The sequence below is a fragment of the Zhihengliuella alba genome (assembly GCF_039538765.1).
Lineage (GTDB): Bacteria > Actinomycetota > Actinomycetes > Actinomycetales > Micrococcaceae > Zhihengliuella > Zhihengliuella alba.
Genome location: NZ_BAABCJ010000002.1, coordinates 764740 through 784140, shown reverse-complemented (window position 1 = coordinate 784140; position 19401 = coordinate 764740). Strand labels below are relative to the sequence as shown.

Genomic DNA, 19401 nt, shown 5'->3' with positions numbered 1-19401 from the left:
GTTCATGTCCGGCCTCCAGTGTGGGGCCGGGCCGCAGCCTAGGCGCGGCGCTTGACGATGAATCCCCAGATCACCAGCACGATCAGGGCGCCGATGATGGCCCAGATCCAGGTCGCCAGGTCGAAGAAGCCATCATTGGTGGAGAAGCCCATTGCGGAGCCGATCCAGCCGCCGAGCAGGGCGCCGATGACGCCGATGATCAGCGTCGCGATCCACCCACCGCCCTGGTTGCCCGGCAGGATCGCCTTGGCGATGGCGCCTGCGATAAGTCCGATAAGAATCCAGCTCAAGAAACCCATTGTTCCTCCTCTGACGTAGACCTGACTTCGGTGGATGTCAGGATCTTGGTGCGAGCGTAACACCGCCTCCGGGCAAAGTGCAGAGCCGGGGCGCACATTCTCGGGGAACCTGCAAGGAGACGTTCAGGAAGCTCGGAGGAAGTGCCGGTCGGACTCTGGCCGAGCTTGTCAGAAGGGCTTCGAGACACCTCAGGGGCGCCGGCGGGATCCCTCCCGCCGACGCCCCTGAGGCGTTGGAGACCCTGTCCGACGGCGTGGCGAAGGTTTGCACTCCACCCGCCGGGCGCCGTCGTACTGAGTGTCCCGCCCGCCGGCCCCGCGCGTGGGCGGGGCCGGCGGGCAGGTCTGGTTAGTTCTTGATCTGCTCCATCTCGGAGGTCATCGTGTCGAACTCCTCGTGGATGGCCGTGTTCTTCTGCGGCGAGATCGAGGAGACGACCATCGCCACGATGAGGCAGGCGAGGAAGCCCGGGACGATCTCGTACAGCCCGAGCCAGCCGAACTGGCCCCAGACGAAGGAGACCACGGCACCGGTGATCATGCCGGCCAGCGCGCCGGATCCGGTCATCTTCTTCCAGAAGAGGGCCAGGATGATCACGGGGCCGAAGGCCGAGCCGAAGCCGGCCCAGGCGAAGCCCACGAGGTCGAGGATCGAGTTGTCCGTGTCGAGGGCCAGGAGGCCGGCGACGACGGCGACGATCAGGACGCCGATGCGCCCGTAGATCACCTGCTGCTTCGGGGTCAGCTCCCGGCCCGTCATGAGGAACAGGTCCTCGACGAGGGCGGAGGAGGAGACCACGAGCTGCGAGGAGATCGTGGACATGATGGCGGCGAGCACGGCCGCCAGCACGAAGCCGGCGACGAGCGGGTGGAAGACCACCTGGGACAGCTGGAGGAAGACCGTCTCCGGGTTGTCCAGCGGCGTGCCCTCGCGGGTGAAGTACGCCAGGCCGATGAAGGCCGTGGCGACGGCCCCGAGCGCAGTCAGGATCATCCAGCTGATGCCGATGCGGCGGCCGACCTTGGCGTCCTTGGCGGAGCGCATGGCCATGAAGCGGACGATGATGTGCGGCTGGCCGAAGTAGCCCAGGCCCCAGGCTGCCGCGGAGACGACGCCGATGAAGCTGGCGCCGCCGAAGAGCGACATGTGGTTGATGCCGGCCTCGGCGTCCGCCGTGGCGATGCCCTCGGAGACGCCGGACGGGCCGAGCATGATGAAGGCGATGATCGGCACGAGGATCAGCGACAGGAGCATCAGGATGCCCTGCGCGACGTCGGTCAGCGTGGCGCCGAGGAAGCCGCCGAAGAGCGTGTAGCTCAGGGTCACGAGGGCGACCAGCAGCATGCCCCAGATGTAGGGCAGGTTGAACGACGCCTCGAAGAACGTGCCGCCCGCGACCATGCCGGAGGAGACGTAGAACGTGAAGAAGATGAGAACGATCGCGCCGGCGATGATGCGCAGCAGGCGCGACTTGTCACGGAAGCGGTTCTCGAGGAAGGACGGGACGGTGATCGAGTTGTTGGAGATCTCCGTGTAGGAGCGCAGACGCGGGGCCACGAACTTCCAGTTCAACCACGCGCCGATGGTCAGGCCGATGGCGATCCACGCCTCGACGAGGCCGCTGGCGTAGATGGCGCCGGGGAGGCCCATGAGCAGCCAGCCCGACATGTCGGACGCGCCGGCCGAGAGGGCGGCGGTCCCGGGCCGGAGGCGGCGTCCGCCGAGCATGTAGTCGTCCATATTGGACGTCTGCCGGTAGGCGTACACGCCGATCGCGATCATCGCGGCGAAGTACACGACGATCGCGATGGTTTGGAACGTTGAATCAGTCATGTCGTCCTCAGTTGGCGGAATGAACAGCTTCTGAGTATGACACCCCGCCCGGTGGCGCAGACCACATCGTTATGGAACCGTTACACATTTGCGAGGATGTCCGTATCCCGCTCGAGTAGCGTTGCCTCCTCCTCGAGCGCGGCCCGGAACGCCGCCACCGCGGGGTACGACGACGTCGAGCTGCGGATGGAGGTGAACACCTCCCGGCGCGGCAGATCGGGCAGCTCGATGTGCCGCGCAGTGGTCCCTCGCCGGGCCCACACGAGGTCCGCCAGGAAGGCCACCGCGTTGCCGGATTCCACCAACTGGATCTGGGCCTGGACATCTGCCGTCTCGAACTGGATGTCCGGCTCGAAACCGGCGATCCTGCACGCCTGCAGGGCCCAGTGCCGGATGGCCGCTCCCGGCGGCTCCATGACCCAGGGGAGGTTGGCCGCATCCTCCAGCCGGTCCACCCGGAAGAACTCCTCCGGGGAGTCGGGTGCCGCGGGGACCGCCAGTCGGATCGAATCCCGCAGCAGCGGCTGCCGGTCCAGCTCGGGGTAGAGGGGCGCGGAATGCCCGGGATACTGCTCCGCGATGACCAGATCGAAGTCGCGCATCCAGGTCTCCCGGAGGGCCGCCTCCGGCTCGTGCTGGACCATCTCCACGCGCACCTCGGGGTGCGTCGCCCGCAGCCGGCGGAGCGTGTTCGGGAGCAGCGAGAGGGCGGCCGTCTGGAAGACCGCCACGCGCACCGTTCCGATCACCTCCGTCTGGCTCGCCGCGAGCGCTGCCTCGGTGCGCTCCAGGGAGGCCAGGAGCTCCTCCGTGTGGGCCACGAGGACGTGCGCCTGCGGGGTCAGCTGGAGCTGCCTCCCGCTGCGCCGCAGGAGCTTCACGCCGGCCTCCTTCTCCAGCGTGCTCAGCTGCTGCGAGACCGACGAGGGGGAGTAGTTCAACTCGGCCGCGACCTCCGCGATCGTGCCGCGGATACTCAGCTCGCGGAGCAGTCTCAGGCGCCTGACTTCGAGCATCGGAACCACCTCCAGAATCCTTCGGTTTTGCTTAACAGTACCGTTCGTCATTGTTCATTTTTCACGGCGAAAGGTCTGACTCATAATCGACACATGACATTGCACTCCACCCCCGATGCGGCCACGGATTCCGTGCGTCCGCAGGACCTCGCCGATGAGGCGATCGCGTTGGTCCGTCGCTGGCTGAGCGAAGCCGCGAATCACCCCGTCGACCCGGCCGCGGCGCGGCTGGCCGGCGTCCTCAAGGACCCGAACGGCCTCGACTTCACAGTCGGGTTCGTCGATGGCGTGGTCCGACCCGAGGACCTCAAGGTCGCGGCGCGCAGCCTCAACGCCCTGGCGCCCAAGGTCCCGTCGTTCCTGCCCTGGTACATGAAGACCGCCGTCGCGCTCGGCGGCCGTGTCGCCCCGCTGGCGCCCGCCGTCGTCATCCCGATCGCCCGCCGCGTGCTGCGCCAGATGGTGTCCCACCTGATCGTGGACGCCACGGAGCACCGTCTCGGCCCCGCGATCGAGAAGATCCAGCGCCCCGGCACGCACCTGAACATCAACCTCCTCGGGGAGGCGATCCTCGGGCAGCACGAGGCCGAGCGCCGCCTGGCCGGCACGGCCGAGCTGCTCTCCCGCGACGACGTGGACTACGTGTCCATCAAGGTCTCCTCCACCGTCGCGCCGCACAACCACTGGGCGTTCGACGAGGCCGTCGACCACATCATCGAGAAGCTCGCGCCGCTCTACCGCCAGGCCGCGTCCTTCAGCCCCGCCAAGTTCATCAACCTGGACATGGAGGAGTACAAGGACCTCGAGCTCACCATGGCCGTGTTCAAGCGGCTCCTGGAGCGCGAGGAGTTCAAGGGCCTCCAGGCCGGCATCGTCCTGCAGGCCTACCTGCCGGACGCGCTCGGCGCCATGATCGAGCTGCAGGACTGGGCCGCGGCGCGGGTGGCCGACGGCGGGGCGCCGATCAAGGTGCGCCTCGTCAAGGGCGCCAACCTGCCCATGGAGACCATGGACGCGGACCTGCGCGACTGGCCGCTGGCCACCTGGGGCAGCAAGCAGGACTCGGACACCTCCTACAAGGCGGTGCTGGACTACGCCCTGACGCCGGAGCGCATCCGGAACGTGCGGCTCGGCGTCGCCGGCCACAACCTCTTCGACATCGCGCTGGCGCACCTGCTGGCCGAGCGCCGCGGGATCTCCACGCACGGCGAGACGCCGGACCTCGAGTTCGAGATGCTGCTGGGCATGGCCACCGGCCAGGCCGAGGCCGTCAAGAAGGACGTCGGCTCGCTGCTCCTCTACACGCCGGTGGTCCACCCGCGTGAGTTCGACGTCGCCATCGCCTACCTGATCCGCCGCCTCGAGGAGGGCGCGAGCCAGGAGAACTTCATGTCCGCCGTGTTCGAGCTGGACAAGAACGAGGAGCTCTTCGAGCGGGAGAGGCAGCGCTTCCTCGACTCGCTCGAGGCCTTGGAGGGTCCGGAGTTCGCCGACGGCGCCGTGCCGGCGTCGAACCGCGTCCAGAACCGCGCCGTCGAGATCCACCAGTACGACGACGTCGTCGCCGCCGAGTTCGAGGCCGGGTTCGTGAACACCCCGGACACCGACCCGGACCTGCCGGCCAACCGCGACTGGGGCCGGGAGATCCTCGACCGCGTGCCCTCCTCCCGGATCGGCGAGGACCTCGTGGAGCAGAACAAGGTCCGCAGCGGCGAGGAGCTCGAGGGCCGCATCGGCTCGGCGCTGACCGCCGCGGAGTCCTGGGGCGCCCTGAGCGGTGCCGAGCGCGCACGCGTGCTCGACCGGATCGGCGTGAAGCTGGCCAACCACCGCGCCGAGATGCTCGAGGTCATGGCCGTCGAGTGCGGCAAGACGCTGGACCAGGGGGACCCGGAGGTCTCCGAGGCGATCGACTTCGCGCACTACTACGCCCAGCTGGCCCGTGAGATCGACGGGGTCCAGGGCGCCGAGTATGTGCCGAGCAAGCTCATCGCCGTGATCCCGCCGTGGAACTTCCCGACCGCGATCCCGACCGGCGGCGTCGTCGCGGCGCTGGCCGCCGGATCGTCCGTCGCGATCAAGCCGGCCCGCCAGGCGGCCCGCACCGGGTCCGTGATGGTGCAGGCCGTGTGGGAGGCCCTCGACGAGGCCGGCATCGGCCGCGATCTGGTGCAGCTCATCCACGTGGACGACCGCGACCTCGGCCAGCAGCTGATCAGCCATCCCGCCGTCGACCGGTTGATCCTGACCGGCGGCTACGAGACCGCCGAGCTGTTCCGCTCCTTCCGCACCGATCTGCCGCTCCTGGCGGAGACGAGCGGCAAGAACGCCGTCATCGTCACCCCGAGCGCCGACCTCGACCTGGCCGCCAAGGACGTCGCCTACAGCGCGTTCGGCCACGCCGGGCAGAAGTGCTCGGCCGGGTCCCTGGTGATCCTGGTCGGCTCCGTGGCCCAGAGCCGGCGCTTCCACGACCAGCTCGTGGACGCCGTCCAGTCGCTCACGGTCGACTATCCGACCAACCCGGAGGCCCAGATGGGCCCGATCATCGAGCCGGCCGCCGGCAAGCTGCTGCGCGGACTGACCGAGCTCGGCGAGGGCGAGCGGTGGGTCCTGGAGCCGAAGCAGCTCGACGACAGCGGGAAGCTGTGGAGCCCGGGCCTGCGCTCCGGCGTGAAGCCGGGCAGCGAGTACCACCTGACGGAGTACTTCGGCCCGATCCTCGGCGTCATGACCGCCGACACGCTCGAGGAGGCGATCGAGTACGTCAACGCCACCGACTTCGGCCTGACCTCCGGCCTCCACTCGCTGGACCCGGACGAGATGGCCTACTGGGTGGACCGCGTGGACGCCGGCAACCTCTACATCAACCGCGGCATCACCGGCGCCATCGTGCAGCGGCAGCCCTTCGGCGGCTGGAAGAAGTCCGCCGTCGGTGCCGGCACCAAGGCCGGTGGCCCGAACTACCTGGTGGGCCTGGGCGACTGGAGGGACCAGCCGCTGGAGGCGATGTCCGCCCCGATCGCCGGCGCGCCGGCCGCTCTGCTGGACGCCGCCCGCGACGTCCTGGAGCCGGCCGACGCCGAGTGGCTCGCCAACGCGTTGTCCGATGACGCGGACCAGTGGGCGCGCGAGTTCGGCGTGGCGAAGGACCCGACCGGCCTCGTCGCGGAGCGGAACGTCTTCCGCTACCGTCCGATGCCCGTCACGGTGCGTCTCGCCGGTGAGCCGACCGCCCGGCAGACCGCCGAGCTGTTCCGGGTGGTCGGCGCCGGTCTGCGCGTCTGGCAGGCCCACGGCCACGCCGCACCGGGCGCCCGCGTCACGGTGAGCGTCGACGAGGTCGGCGAGGACGTGCTCCGCGTGCTGCGCGGCACCGGCGCGCTGGTGGTCGAGGAGAACGAGGAGGACTGGGAGCTGCGCGTCGCCCGGCTCGCCGCGATGACGGGACCCGACGCCGGCGCCCGCCTGCGCCTCGTCGGCGCCGACCCGGTGAAGACGTACGAGGCCGCCGATGGCGCCCCAATCGTCGCCGTCTACGACCACCCGGTCGTCTCGGCCGGCCGCGTGGAGCTGCTCCCGTTCCTGCGCGAGCAGGCGGTCTCGATCACCGCGCACCGGTTCGGCACGCCGGACCACCTGAGCGACCACGTGATCTGATCACCACCGCCTGACACACTCCACGGCTGGGGCGACCCGGCCGCGGAGGTGGACGACGAGGGGCTCCCTGGACTTCGGTCCGGGGAGCCCCTCGTCGTCTCGGGTGGTCGTCTCGGCTGCCCCGCTCAGCCCGCGGGTGCCGGATCCTCGGCGGGGTCGGGGTCGGGGTCGGGGTCGGAGTCGGAGGCCTCGGCCAGATGGCGCTGCCGGCCGGGCCGGCCCTGCTCCCGGCCGCGCCACGAGAGGGCGAGGTAGAGCAGGAACGTCAGTGCGAAGGTCGGCAGGGTGGCCCCCACCGGAAGCGGCCACAGATACGTGAACGCGAGCGATGCCGCGGCGCCGAGGGCCCACACCGCGAGCGCCACCGGATTGAAGCCGCCGCGGTACCAGTAGCGGCCGCCGGAGGCGCTGAGGATGTCCCGCGAGTACGAGCGGCGCCGGAGGACGTAGTAGTCCACGATCATGACGGCGAAGACTGGCACGAAGAGCGAGCCGATCACCACGAGGAAGCTCGTGAACTGGTCCAGCAGCGCCATCCAGGTGGACCCCACCACGGAGATCCCGCCGAGGACCAGCGCCGTCGGCAGGAACTTCAGCCGGCCGCCGGCCCGGGCGTTCACGGCGGACGTGACCATGCCGTAGACGGCCATGGTGTTGGTCGCCATGACGGAGAGGAAGACGACGACGGCGAAGGGCGCGCCGAAGGCCGTCACGAGGATGGACGGGTCGAAGGCGGGGGCCTCGTCGCCGCGGAGCATGACGTAGCCGAGCGCGATCGCCCCGAGCGACATCGAGATGACGGTAGAGGCCGAGTAGCCGATGCCGGCGCCGAGGAAGTTCGCCCGGCTCGAGCGGGCCATCCGGTTGATATCGGCCGAGAGCACGGTCCAGGAGATGGCGGTGGCCACCACGATGTCGAGCACGATCGCCGAGGTCATGCCGAGCTCGGGCGCGGGGGCGATGGAGGCGTAGTCGGCCGGGCTGAACGCTGTGAAGGCCGTGTAGAAGATCGTGCCGATGACGATGATCATGGCCACCGCCAGCCACGGCTCGACCCTGGAGATCCCTTCGTGGCCGAAGATGGCCAGCAGCACCACGATCACTTCGCAGATCACGGAGAACAGCACCGGGTTGGAGAACCCGGTGGTCTGCTCGACGAGCGCGTTGACGGTGACGCCGGCGAGCATCGCCTGCACCCAGCTCCAGCCCATCAGGATCAGCACGTTCGCGGCGACGGGGACGTAGGTGCCCCGGGTGCCGAACGATGCACGGGTCAGCGCCATGGTCGGCAGACCGGTGCGGGTGCCGATGTTCCCCACCAGGGTGAGGACGACGGCGCCGATCAGCGTTCCAACGACGATCATCGCCAGGGCCGTGCCCATGGTGACGCCAGGAATGAACAGCGTTCCCGTCAGGAGGGTCGTGACCACCAGGTTCGCGGCCAACCAGATCATGCCCAGACGGGGCGCAGTGGCCGTGCCGCGGAGCGGTCCGGCGTTGTCGGTGTGGGCCTCCAGGTACGCATTGAGACGGCGGTAGAGGTTCACAGCCGGTCCTGCCCCTGGCCGGCGGCGTGGTGGCCGGACCCATCGAGCTCGGCCTCCGTCGCGTCCGGACGCGGGGAGAGATGCTCGTGGACGGCCAGGAGGCGTTCGCCGTCGTACGCGAACACGATCGTCTCCCGTTCGCGGTAGGACTCGTCGCCGTCACCGGTGCTCACGGACGTGGCGACGTCATGGGAGAGGACGGCGCCGCCGGGGAAGGTCTGGATGTGCTGGCGCGTGGACTCGCAGGCCGCGACGTGCCATCCGGAGCGCAGCCACGACTGCCACAGCTCCTGGTACGCGGCGCGGCTGTCCAGGCGCTCCGGCTCGGTGTGGAACACGAAGCTGGCGTCCTCGGCGAAGAAGGCGAAGTAGCGCTCCGTGTCCGTGGCTGCGAAGGCGTCGACGAGCCCTGCGGCTGTGGCGCGGACTTGGTCGGTCGAAGGGATCATGCCGGTTCCTGTCGTCTCGGAGTATTACTGCTGACCAACGTGTGTTGCTCTGAGGTAAACACCGAAACGTTAGGGCGATCACACAGGGGTGTCAACGGTTGTGACGCCGGGCGGCCCAGTCGCTCCGGCCCGGCTCCTCCGGCCCGGCTCCTCCCGCCCGGCTCCTTCGGCCCCGCGGCACGGATCGGCCGGGCGTGGCTCGGGAACCTCCGCTGAAGCGGAGCGGGAACGGCGACGGCCGCCCTCCCGGAGGGGAGAGCGGCCGTCGTGCGGGCCTACGGACTGGTTCGCCGGTGGGCCCGGGGGTCGTTCGACCGGCCGTGGGCCCCTCTGCGTGCGCAGGCCTGCTCTACTCGGCGTCGTGGTCCGTCTCGAGGATCTTCACGAGGGTGTCCAGTGCCTCGTCGGCGCCCTCGCCCTCGGCGCGGAGGACCACGGTGGTCCCGTACTCGGCGCCCAGGCCCATGAGGGACAGGATGCTCGAGGCGTCGAGCGCGTCGTCGGCCGGCTCGCCCTCGAGGGCGATCGTGACCTCGACCGGCTGCTCGGCGGCGGCCTCGGCGAAGATGGATGCCGGGCGGGCGTGCAGTCCGACGCGGCTGGCAATGGTGGCGGTACGTTCGGCCATGGTGTGCTCCTTCGGGGGATGGTGTTCGCGAGGGTTTCTGTGGTTCATGATGCCAGCGGCCCGGCCGGAGGGCTCCGGTCGATCCGGCCGCTGGCGGCCGTCCGTGGCAGTCCGGAGTCCAGACGCCGAGTCCGGAGGCCGGGTTCAGAGGCGGAGTTCAGAGGGGGCGTTCAAAGGCGGAGTTCAGAGGCCGAAGCGCTCCAGCTCAAGGAGCTCGGCGCGGACGAGTTCCTTGGCCTCGGCGGCCGACGGCGCAGCGAGGGCCAGCCCGGCGAGCCGTTGCGCCTCCGCGAGGTCCACCGTGCGGAGGATCGCCGCGACGGCCGGCAGGGCGCGCCGGTTCATCGACAGCGTCGCGACGCCCAGGCCCACCAGGACGACGGCGAGGGCCGGGTCCGCGGCCGCCTCGCCGCAGACGCCCACCGGCTTGGCGCCCGTGGTCGCTGACCCCTCCGAGGTTGCACCGCCGGCGGCGCGACCGCCGTCGGCCGTGGCCTTGATCAGGTGCAGGACCGCCGGCTGCCACGGGTCGTTCAGCTCGGCGAGGGCGCCGAGCTGGCGGTCGGCCGCCATCGTGTACTGGGTGAGGTCGTTGGTGCCGATGGACGCGAAGTCCACGCGCTGCAGGATCTGCCCGGCGAGGACCGCCGCGGACGGCACCTCCACCATCACGCCCGGGGTGCGCAGCCCGGCCGCGGCGCAGAGCCCGGCGAACCGCTCGGCCTCGGCCGGCGTGGAGATCATCGGGGCCATGGTCCACACGTCGGCCCTGGAGTTCTCCGCGGCCTCGGCGATCGCCGCGAGCTGGCGGGCCAGCACGCCCGGCGTGGCGCCGTCGGTCCGGTAGCCCCGGACGCCGAGGGCCGGGTTGGGCTCGGTGTCGTCGGTCAGGAACGGCAGGGGCTTGTCGGCCCCGGCGTCGAGCGTGCGGACCACGACCTTGCGGCCGGGGAACGCGTCGAACACGGCCCGATACGCCTCGACCTGCTCCTCGTGCGTGGGCTCCTTGTCCCGGCCCAGGAAGCAGAACTCGGTGCGCAGCAGGCCGACGCCCTCGGCGCCCGCCTCCGCGGCCGCCACGGCGTCCGTCCCGCTGCCGACGTTCGCCAGCAGCGGCACGCTGCGCCCGTCCGCGAGCGCACCCGCGCCGTCGAAGTCGGGGAGGGCCGCACGGTTGGCGTAGCTCGCGGCGATCTCCTCCTCGGCGGGGCCCGGATCGCGGGTCACCGTGCCGGTGATCCCGTCGACGAAGACCAGGTCGCCGTCGGCCAGCGCCGTCGTCCCGGTCGCGGCGACGATCGCGGGCAGCCCGAGCGAGCGGGCGATGATGGCGGTGTGCGACTGCGGGCCGCCGTCCGACGTGACGAGCGCCAGGACCTTGGCCGGGTCGAGCGTCGCCGTGTCGGCGGGCGCCAGATCCACCGCGCACAGGACGAACGGCTCCTCCGAGTCCGGGATCCCCGGCGCGGGGACGCCGCGGAGCTCCGCGACGATCCGGGCGCGCACGTCCAGGACGTCCGTGGCGCGCTCGGCCATGTAGCCGCCGAGCGCGGTCAGCTGGGTCGCGACGGCGTCGGCCGCCTCCCAGATCGCCGACTCGGCGCTGGTGCCGGAGGCCACGAGCTTGGTGGCCGACTTCAGGAGCGTCCGGTCCCCGGCCATCAGCGCGGTCGCCTTCAGCACCGCGGCGGCGTCGCCGGTCGCGACGGCGGCACGGGCCTTCAGGCCGGCGGCCACGGTCTGCGTCGCCGTCCTCAGGCGCTCGGTCTCGGAGTCCACGTCGGCGCCCTCCGGCAGCGGGGCGCCGTCGGCCGGCGGCTGCACGGGATCCGGCATCCGCTTCACGCGGCCGATGACCCGGCCCGCGCTCACGCCGACGCCGGCGAGGACCCGGGTGCCGCCGTCGAGCGGGGGCGTGCCCTCGCCCGCGCTCACGCCGCCACCTCCACCGGTGCCGCCTCGGCCGGGGCGGAGGCCGGGGCCTTGCGGGCGAACTTCTTCAGCGCCAGGACGGCGGCCGCGGAGACCACGGTGCCGACCAGGGTGGCAACGATGAACATCGGCCACGTGCCGTCCATCGCGAAGAAGACGAAGATGCCTCCGTGCGGGGCCTGGCTGACGACGTCGAAGCTCATGATCATCGCGCCCGTGGTCGCGGCGCCCAGCATTGAGGCGGGGATGACGCGGAGCGGATCGGCGGCGGCGAACGGGATGGCGCCCTCGGAGATGAACGCCGCTCCCAGGAGCCAGGCCGCCTTGCCGTTCTCCCGCTCGGGCTGCGTGAACTGGCGCGGCGAGACCGTGGTCGCCAGGGCCATGGCGAGCGGCGGGACCATGCCCGCCGCCATGACGGCGGCCATGATCATCAGCGGGGCCGGGTTGTCCGTCAGGGAGCCGGCACTCAGCCCGGCGACGGCGAACGAGTACGCGACCTTGTTGACGGGGCCGCCGAGGTCGAAGGCCATCATCAGGCCGAGGATCAGGCCGAGCGCGGCGGCGGCGGTGCCGGTCATGCCGGAGAGCCAGTCGTTCAGCGCCACCGTCAGTGCGGCGATCGGGCCGCCGAGGAAGAGGAACATCAGGCCGGACGCGATGATCGAGCCCAGCAGCGGCACGATGACCACCGGCATCAGGCCGCGCAGCCAGCGCGGGACCGTCCACGAGTTGATCCAGCGGGCCGCGAGGCCGGCGATCAGGCCGCCGACGATGCCGCCCAGGAACCCGGCGCCCATGAAGCCGGCGACGGCGCCCGCGGTGAAGCCGGGGGCGATGCCGGGCCGGTCGGCGTAGGCGTAGGCGATGTAGCCCGCCAGCGCCGGGACCAGGAAGCCCATGGACAGCGCGCCGATCTTGAAGGCCACGGCGCCGAGGTAGGCGGAGAGGCCGCCCTCGGGCAGGTCGAAGAGCGTGTTCGCGCCCAGGATGTCGTCGGCGACGTCGGTGATGTCGTAGCCGCCGAGCAGGAAGCCCAGGGCGATGAGCAGGCCGCCGCCGGCGACGAACGGGATCATGTAGCTCACGCCGGTGAGCAGTGCGCGCTTGAGGCCGGCGCCGAAGGACTCCCGGCCGCCGGACTGGACGGCGGCGTCGGACTCCCCGTCCGAGCCGCCCGCGGAGCCGGGGACCCGCCGGGCGTCCGGGTCCGAGGCGGCGGCGACGGCGCGCCGCACCAGCTCGTCCGGCTGGTCGATGCCGCGCTTGACCGGCACCTGGATCACGGGCTTGCCGGCGAACCGGTCGCGGTCCCGCACGTCGACGTCCACCGCGAAGATCACGGCGTCCGCCGCATCGATCACGGACTGGTCCAGCGGGGTGGCGCCGGAGGAGCCCTGGGTCTCCACGGCGATGTCCACGCCCGCCTCCTCGGCCGCCTGGGCGATCGAGTCGGCCGCCATGTAGGTGTGGGCGATGCCCGTGGGGCAGGCCGTCACCGCGATGAGCTTCGGCCGGCCGCCGCCCGCGGGGACGGAGGCGTCCGCGCCGGCGTCCGGACGGTCGTTCGCATCGTCGCGGGTCCCGGCGGCCTGGTCGGGCCCGGCGCCGGACTGTCCCGCGCTGTGTTTCCCACCGGGTGCGCCTGCGGTGGCGGTGGCACCGGCCGCGGCAGCCGGCGTCGTACCCGAGGAGTCCTGCGCGGTGCCGGAGCCCGGCTCCGCCGGAGCCGGTGCGACGACGCCGCGAACCAGTTCGACGATCTCGGCCGGCGACTCCGCGGACCGGAGCGCGGCCGTGAAGTCCTTCCGGACCAGGGCGCGGGCGAGCTTGGAGAGCAGCTTCAGGTGCGCCTTGTCCGCGCCGTCCGGCGCGGCGATGAAGAAGACGAGGTCCGCGGCGCTGTCCTTGGCGCCGAAGTCGACGGCCGGGGCGAGCCGGGCCATCGCGAGCGTCGGCACCGAGACGGCGGCCGAGCGGCAGTGCGGGATGGCGATGCCGCCGGGGACGCCCGTGGCGGTCTTCGCCTCGCGGGCCTTGGCGTCCTCCGCCAGCGCGGCGGCGGAGTCGGCGCGACCGGTCGCGGCGACGAGTGCGGCGAGCTGGTCGATGACTGCGGCGCTGTCGGCACCGAGGTCGGCGTCCAGGCGGACCAGGTCCTCCGTGATCAGCTCGGGGCTGCCGGAGTCCTGCGGAGCATGGTTTTCAGTCATGGCGTGATCCTTGGCGGGTGATGTCGACGACCGTGACGGCGCCGGGGTCGGTGTGGTGCGGGGAGGGGATGACGGAGCCGGGCAGCGAGGCCGCCGCGGCGCCGTAGGCGACGGCCCGGGCGAGGCGCCCCGGTGCGTCGACGCCGGCGAGGTCCGCGAGGACGTAGCCGGCCAGCGATGAGTCTCCGGCGCCGACGGTGCTGCGCGCCGCGACCGGTGGATGGGAGGCGCGCCAGGCGCCGTCGCGGGTGACGAGGACGGCCCCGCCCGCACCGAGCGTCGCGAGGACCGCCTCGACGCCGCGGTCGAGCAGCTGCCGCGCGGTGTCGGCGGCGAGCTCCGGCGAGGCCTCGAGCTCGGCCTCCGTGGTGCCGCCGACGAGCTCGGCGAGCTCCTCGGCGTTGGGTTTCAGGAGCGACGGCGCCGACTCCGGTCCCGCGGCGAGCGCGGCCCCCAGCGGCGCGCCGGACGTGTCGACGGCGATGCGCGGGCACTCGGCGCCGAGGGTGCGCCGCAGCCGGGCGGCGAGCCGGGCGTAGTAGTCGGGTGCCACACCGGGCGGCAGCGACCCGGCGAGGACCAGCCAGGCGGCCCCGGACGAGGCCTCCGCGACGAGCGCCGCGAGCGCGTCCTGGTCGGCGGCGGAGAGCGTGGGGCCGGGCTCGTTGATCTTGGTGGTGGTCCCGTCCGGCTCCGTGACGGTCACGTTGCTGCGCAGCGGTTGGCCGATGGGCAGGGCGAGGTGGGGGAGGCCGTCCTCCGCGAGGCCGAGGACCAGCGGGTCGGACGGGTCGCCGGGCAGGACCGCCACCGTGGGCCGCCCTGCGGCGGCGACGGCGCGGGAGACATTCACGCCCTTGCCGGCCGGTTGGGAGTGGGTGGCAGTGGCCCTCTGGACGCCGCCGCGGACGAGTGGCGCGGCGAGATCGATGGTGCGGTCCAGGCTGGGATTGGCGGTCAGTGTGACGATCATGCCAGCATCACTTCCACGTCGGCCGCCTCCAGTGCCTCGGCGAGGTCACCTTCCGGGCGGGCATCGGTCACGAGCGTGTCGACGGCGTCGAGGGCCGCGAACCGGACCAGGGTCTCCTGGGAGAACTTGCTGGCGTCGGCCAGGATCACCACGCGGCGCGCGGAGTCGACGATGGCCGTCTTGACCGCCGCCTCGAGATCGTCGGGGGTGCTGAGCCCGAAGGACGCGTGGAGGCCGTTCGTCCCCACGAAGGCGATGTCCGGCCGCAGCGAGGCGTAGTGCGCCACGACGCGGGGGCCGATCGCCGCGCTGGTCAGCCCGCGGACGCGGCCGCCGACCAGCTCCAGCTGCAGGGTCTGCGTCGCCGCGAGTCGCTGGGCCACCGGGAGGGCGTGAGTGATGGCCAGCAGCTCGCCGTGCCGCTCCGCCATGCCGACGAGGCGCGTGGCGAGGAGCTCCGTCGTCGTCCCGGCGTCCAGGACCGCCGAGACCTGACCGGAGGGCAGCAGCTCGGCGGCGGCCGCCGCGATCCGCTGCTTGGCGTCCGAGTGGAGGCCCGTCCGGGCCAGGTGGCTCTGCTCCGTGATGCTGGCCGTGGTGCGGGCGACGGCGCCGCCGTGGACGCGGCGGAGCAGGTCGGCCGTCTCGAGCTGGGCGAGGTCGCGGCGCACGGTCTCGCGGGTGATGCCGAAGCGGTCGGCGAGCTCGGAGACGGAGACTTTCCCGTGCTCCTCGATCAGCTCCGCGATCAGGCGGTGGCGTTCCTCGGCGAACATGGCGCCCTTCCTCCTCGTTCTCGCTGCGTCCCGTCCCGGTGGCCTGCGCCCCTTCCGCGACGGGTGCCGAGGGAGGAGGTCGAAGTAACCGGCGTCACAACGATCTGTATTCGCATGACTTTATGCCTGTTTGTGTGGCTTCGTCAAGAAGTCGGGCACAAGCAGACATCCGGTCGGTTGGACCGACCGTTTTCGGCGCCGGGTGGTGCGGCCGGCCGCTCGGCCCGGACGGCGGCGATGGCACGGGGCCGCCACCGCTGCACGTGGCGTCGGTTACGGCTTGATCAAATGCTGATCCGCCGATCTTGCATCGGTGGTCGCCGTGCGATTGTCTGGTGCAATGGCATCACCCATTGAGGACTACGCACTGCTCTCCGACCTGCGTACAGCCGCTCTCGTCTCCAAGCACGGGAGCGTCGATTGGTTGTGCTTCCCGAGGTTCGACTCCGGGGCCCAGTTCACCGCGCTGCTGGGCGAGCCCTCGAACGGCCGGTGGCTCCTGGCGCCCTCCGGCGCGCCGGACAACCGCCACGGGGTCGAGGACGTCGACGGCCCGGACGTGCCGCAGGTCGTCGAGCGCAGCTACCTCAATTCCACCTTCGTGCTCCGCACGCTCTGGCAGACGCCCGCCGGGCATGCTCTCGTCACCGACTTCATGCCCATCGGAGCGCGCCGGGCGGCACTGATCCGCCGCGTCGAGGGCCTCGCCGGCAGCGTCCGGATGCACCAGGAGATCACCTTCCGCCTCGACTACGGCGGCGTGGTGCCGTGGGTCCGCCGCCACGGGGTCGCCGGGCGCGGCGGGAAGTCCATCGTCGCGGTGGGCGGTCCCGACGGTCTGGTCCTGCACGGCGACCGGCTGCCGCGCGCCAGCGAGCTCGCCCACGAGGGCGATTTCCTGATCTCGGCCGGCGAGGTGGTCGACTTCGAGCTGAGCTGGTTCCCGTCCCACCGCCAGGTGCCGGACCGCATCGACGTCGGCGCGACGCTCGAGGAGACCTCGGCCTACTGGCGCAAGTGGGCCCGCGACTTCCCGGAGCACCGCAAGTACGGGGACATGGTCAAGCGCTCGCTCCTGGTGCTGCGCGCGCTCACGCACGAGGCGACGGGCGGCATCGTCGCCGCGCCCACCACGTCCCTGCCGGAGGCGTTCGGCGGGGAGCGGAACTGGGACTACCGCTTCTGCTGGCTCCGGGACGCGGCGCTGACGCTCGAGGCGATGATGACGCACTCGTACCAGCAGGAGGCCATGCAGTGGCGCAACTGGCTGCTGCGCGCGATCGCGGGCAACCCGGACGATCTGCAGATCATGTACGGGCTCTCCGGCGAGCGGCGGCTGCCCGAGCGCGAACTGGACCATCTGGCCGGCTACGAGGACTCCCGGCCGGTGCGCGAAGGCAACGGCGCCGTCGACCAGTACCAGGGCGACGTCGTGGGAGAGGTGATGGTCGCCCTCGAGAAGCTCCGCAACATGGGCGGGCTGGAGGACCACTTCTCCTGGCCGCTCCAGAAGGCGCTGCTCGGCTACGTGGAGCGGAATTTCGAGCGCTCCGACCACGGCATCTGGGAGATGCGCGGCGAGAAGAAGCACTTCACCCACTCGCGCGTGATGATGTGGGCGGCCTTCGATCGCGGCGTCCGCGCCGTGCGCGAGCACGGTCTCGACGGCGACGTCGAGCGCTGGGAGGAGCTGCGCGACAAGCTCTACGAGGAGATCATGGCCGAGGGGTACGACCCCGAGCTGAACTCCTTCACGCAGACGTACGGCGGGGCCGAGGTGGACGCCTCGCTGCTCGTGCTGCCCCAGGTGGGCTTCGTCGCCTACGACGACCCGAAGATGCTCGGCACCGTGGCGCTCATGGAGCGCGAGCTCGTGGACGAGGAGGGGCTCATCCTCCGCTACCGCACCGATTCCGGGCTCGACGGGCTGCCTCCGGGCGAGCACCCCTTCCTGGCCTGCTGCTTCTGGCTCGTGGAGCAGTATGCCAGGTCCGGCCGGATCGAGGACGCGCGACGGCTCATGGACAAGCTCATCGGCTACGCGAATCCGCTGGGCCTGATGGCCGAGGAGTACGACACCGACCAGAAGCGCATGGCGGGCAACTTCCCCCAGGCCTTCTCCCACCTGGCCCTCATCCGCGCCGCCGACGCCATCAACGCCACCAGCCCGGTGGAGTAGCCCGGTGGAGTAGCCCGGTCGAGTAGTCCGGCCCCAGGCGCCGGACGAGCAGCGGCCTCGGACCCACTCGGGTTCGAGGCCGCTGCCTCTGTCCCTGCCGACTCCGACCCTGCGGCGTGCGGGTCTCAGGTTCGGCGCAGCGGGTGCGTGAGCTCGTCCTGGTGCATCCGGCCCGCGAACCAGGCGATCGCTCCGACGACCGGCGAGACGAAGGCGGCGACCGCGAAGATCACGGACAGGGGCACCACCTCTCCCACCGGGCCGGCGACTGCCATCGAGACGGGCATGAGGGCCAGCGACACGAAGAAGTCCAGGCTGGAGATCCTCCCCAGCATTCGCGCCGGGACCCGACGCTGCAGCAGCGTCCCCCAGATGACATTGCCGACGGCGCTGGTCACGCCCACCACGAAGATCGCGCCGGCCAGCACCCAGAAGCTGGTGACGAAACCGGCGACGACCAGCGGGATGGTGCCGAAGGCCCAGACGCCGACCATGACCGTGAGGTAGCGACGCGGCAGGGGCAGGGAGGCCGTGAGCATGGAGCCCAGGGCGGAGCCGAGCCCGAAGGAGGCGAGGACGAAGCCGAACATCTGCGCGTCGCCGCCGAGCCGGTCGCTCACGACGAACGGGAGGAGGACCTCGATGGGACCCATGAAGCTGAGCACGGAGATCACGGCGAAGATCAGGGTCCACAGCAGCCAGGGCGTCTCCACGGCATATGCGAAACCCTCGCGCAGGTCGGCGAGCACGCTCTGGCGATGCCCGGTGTGGTGCGGCGCGGTGTGGTGCGGCGCGGTGTGGTGCGGCGCGTCGGGCCCGGCGGCGGTCCCGGCCGATGCTGCCTCGTCAGGTGACGGTGCTTCGTCAGGTGACGCTGCAGGGGCCGATGCCCCGGCCTCGGCCGATGCGCCTGCCCTGGGGGCATCCTCCATGGCGGGTGGCCCGTCCCCGTCGGGGGCGGCGTCGTCGGGATCGGCCGGGTCGGCCGGGGCCTCGCGGTAGACGTTGGGGGACGTCGCGACGATCGGGATCGCACCCGTGGAGGGGGCCGCGCCGGAGGTCGCCGGCTGGGCCTCCGCCGGCGCTCCGGCCACGTCGTGGGCGCCGCCGTGGGTGTCGTAGGCCGGGTTGCGGGTGATGAAGTTGAGTCCGACGACGGCGACCAGGTGGCAGCAGGCGATGCCCAGGATGGCGTGGGCCGGGCTGAGCGAGGCGACGAGGATGCCGGCCGCGGCGGGGCCGGCTGCCGTCTGCAGGACCGGGCGCATGGTGCCTTCGACGCCGTTCGCGGCCAGCAAGTCGTCCGCCGGGAGCATCCGCGGCAGGAGTGCCGAGTAGGCCGGGAAGAAGAACGCAGCGCCCGCCCCGACCAGGAATCCGACCACGCCGAGGTGCCAGAGCTGGAGCGCGCCGGTGAGGGCCAGCAGCGCCGTCGTCGCCATCACGGCGAGGCTGAGGACTTCCACGGCGATCACGATCCGCCGGCAGGAGAGCCGGTCCGCGGCGATGCCGCCGAGGAGGACGAGGGCGACCAGCCCGAGGCTCGTGGCCGTGGCGACCACCGACAGCTCGGCCGGGCCGCCGCCGAGTGCGCGCACCTGGTACACCATGGCGACGGCCCACATGCCGTGGGCGAAGACGGAGGCGATGAGCGCGCTGACGAGCACCGTGTAGTCCCGGTGCGCGAAGGGGCGCAGGGCCCGGGGCAGCGAGCGGCCGGGGGCGGCGGGAGGAGTGGTCAACGGGTCTCCAGGGGAAGCTGTCGGGCGAGGGCACCGTCGACAGGCGGAGGGCGATCACCCGGGGCCGGCCGGACGCCGGCCGCCCCTCGGCGTGGGATCCCCGCTCGGCGCGGTGCGGGGCACGTGCGCCGGCGGGGGCTCCCGGTGGAGGTG

The 19401-nt window shown here is 71.7% G+C and carries 13 protein-coding genes; 2 read left to right on the top strand and 11 right to left on the bottom strand.

The window, feature by feature from the left end; genetic code table 11:
- Positions 1-38: 38 nt before the first annotated feature.
- The 3 genes from ABD784_RS09240 to ABD784_RS09230 all read right to left on the bottom strand — a co-directional run bounded on the left by ABD784_RS09240 (position 39) and on the right by ABD784_RS09230 (position 3149).
- The gene (locus tag ABD784_RS09240; protein ID WP_309082400.1) at positions 39-299 is read right to left on the bottom strand and encodes a GlsB/YeaQ/YmgE family stress response membrane protein; all 261 of its coding nucleotides are present in this window, start codon (positions 297-299) and stop codon (positions 39-41) included.
- Between the two features lie 349 nt (positions 300-648).
- A complete protein-coding gene (gene putP, locus ABD784_RS09235) occupies positions 649-2133 on the bottom strand; it encodes a sodium/proline symporter PutP (RefSeq protein ID WP_344883233.1) in 1485 nt (494 codons plus the stop codon).
- Between the two features lie 80 nt (positions 2134-2213).
- A complete protein-coding gene (locus ABD784_RS09230) occupies positions 2214-3149 on the bottom strand; it encodes a LysR substrate-binding domain-containing protein (RefSeq protein WP_344883230.1) in 936 nt (311 codons plus the stop codon).
- A 93-nt stretch (positions 3150-3242) separates the two neighbouring features.
- Here ABD784_RS09230 and ABD784_RS09225 point away from each other — a divergent pair, with 93 nt between their 5' ends.
- Positions 3243-6809 carry a bifunctional proline dehydrogenase/L-glutamate gamma-semialdehyde dehydrogenase gene (locus tag ABD784_RS09225; protein ID WP_344883227.1) on the top strand — a complete coding sequence of 1189 codons (3567 nt, stop codon included), beginning with the start codon at positions 3243-3245 and terminating at the stop codon, positions 6807-6809.
- Between the two features lie 125 nt (positions 6810-6934).
- Here the strand turns inward: ABD784_RS09225 and ABD784_RS09220 are convergent, their stop codons facing one another.
- The 7 genes from ABD784_RS09220 to ABD784_RS09190 all read right to left on the bottom strand — a co-directional run bounded on the left by ABD784_RS09220 (position 6935) and on the right by ABD784_RS09190 (position 15327).
- On the bottom strand, positions 6935-8356 hold the full coding sequence (locus tag ABD784_RS09220) for a purine-cytosine permease family protein (protein WP_344883224.1): 1422 nt from the start codon (positions 8354-8356) through the stop codon (positions 6935-6937).
- A complete protein-coding gene (locus ABD784_RS09215) occupies positions 8353-8805 on the bottom strand; it encodes a YybH family protein (RefSeq protein WP_344883221.1) in 453 nt (150 codons plus the stop codon). The genes ABD784_RS09220 and ABD784_RS09215 overlap by 4 nt, the downstream gene beginning before the upstream one ends.
- A gap of 349 nt (positions 8806-9154) precedes the next feature.
- Positions 9155-9433, bottom strand: coding sequence for an HPr family phosphocarrier protein (locus ABD784_RS09210; RefSeq protein WP_344883218.1), 279 nt, complete (start codon positions 9431-9433; stop codon positions 9155-9157).
- Positions 9434-9616: 183 nt separating this feature from the next.
- Complete coding sequence (locus tag ABD784_RS09205) at positions 9617-11269, bottom strand: putative PEP-binding protein (RefSeq protein WP_425582958.1); 1653 nt, start codon at positions 11267-11269, stop codon at positions 9617-9619.
- Positions 11270-11364: 95 nt separating this feature from the next.
- Positions 11365-13578 (bottom strand): PTS fructose transporter subunit IIABC, encoded by a 2214-nt coding sequence (locus ABD784_RS09200; protein ID WP_344883212.1) that lies wholly within the window; start codon positions 13576-13578, stop codon positions 11365-11367.
- The gene (locus ABD784_RS09195) at positions 13571-14551 is read right to left on the bottom strand and encodes a 1-phosphofructokinase family hexose kinase (protein WP_344883209.1); all 981 of its coding nucleotides are present in this window, start codon (positions 14549-14551) and stop codon (positions 13571-13573) included. The genes ABD784_RS09200 and ABD784_RS09195 overlap by 8 nt, the downstream gene beginning before the upstream one ends.
- The gene (locus ABD784_RS09190; RefSeq protein ID WP_344883206.1) at positions 14548-15327 is read right to left on the bottom strand and encodes a DeoR/GlpR family DNA-binding transcription regulator; all 780 of its coding nucleotides are present in this window, start codon (positions 15325-15327) and stop codon (positions 14548-14550) included. Before ABD784_RS09190 ends, ABD784_RS09195 begins: the two co-directional genes overlap by 4 nt.
- Before the next feature lie 340 nt (positions 15328-15667).
- Here ABD784_RS09190 and ABD784_RS09185 point away from each other — a divergent pair, with 340 nt between their 5' ends.
- On the top strand, positions 15668-17506 hold the full coding sequence (locus tag ABD784_RS09185) for a glycoside hydrolase family 15 protein (protein WP_344883203.1): 1839 nt from the start codon (positions 15668-15670) through the stop codon (positions 17504-17506).
- A gap of 125 nt (positions 17507-17631) precedes the next feature.
- Here the strand turns inward: ABD784_RS09185 and ABD784_RS09180 are convergent, their stop codons facing one another.
- Positions 17632-19248 carry an MFS transporter gene (locus tag ABD784_RS09180; protein ID WP_344883200.1) on the bottom strand — a complete coding sequence of 539 codons (1617 nt, stop codon included), beginning with the start codon at positions 19246-19248 and terminating at the stop codon, positions 17632-17634.
- Positions 19249-19401 lie beyond the last annotated feature (153 nt).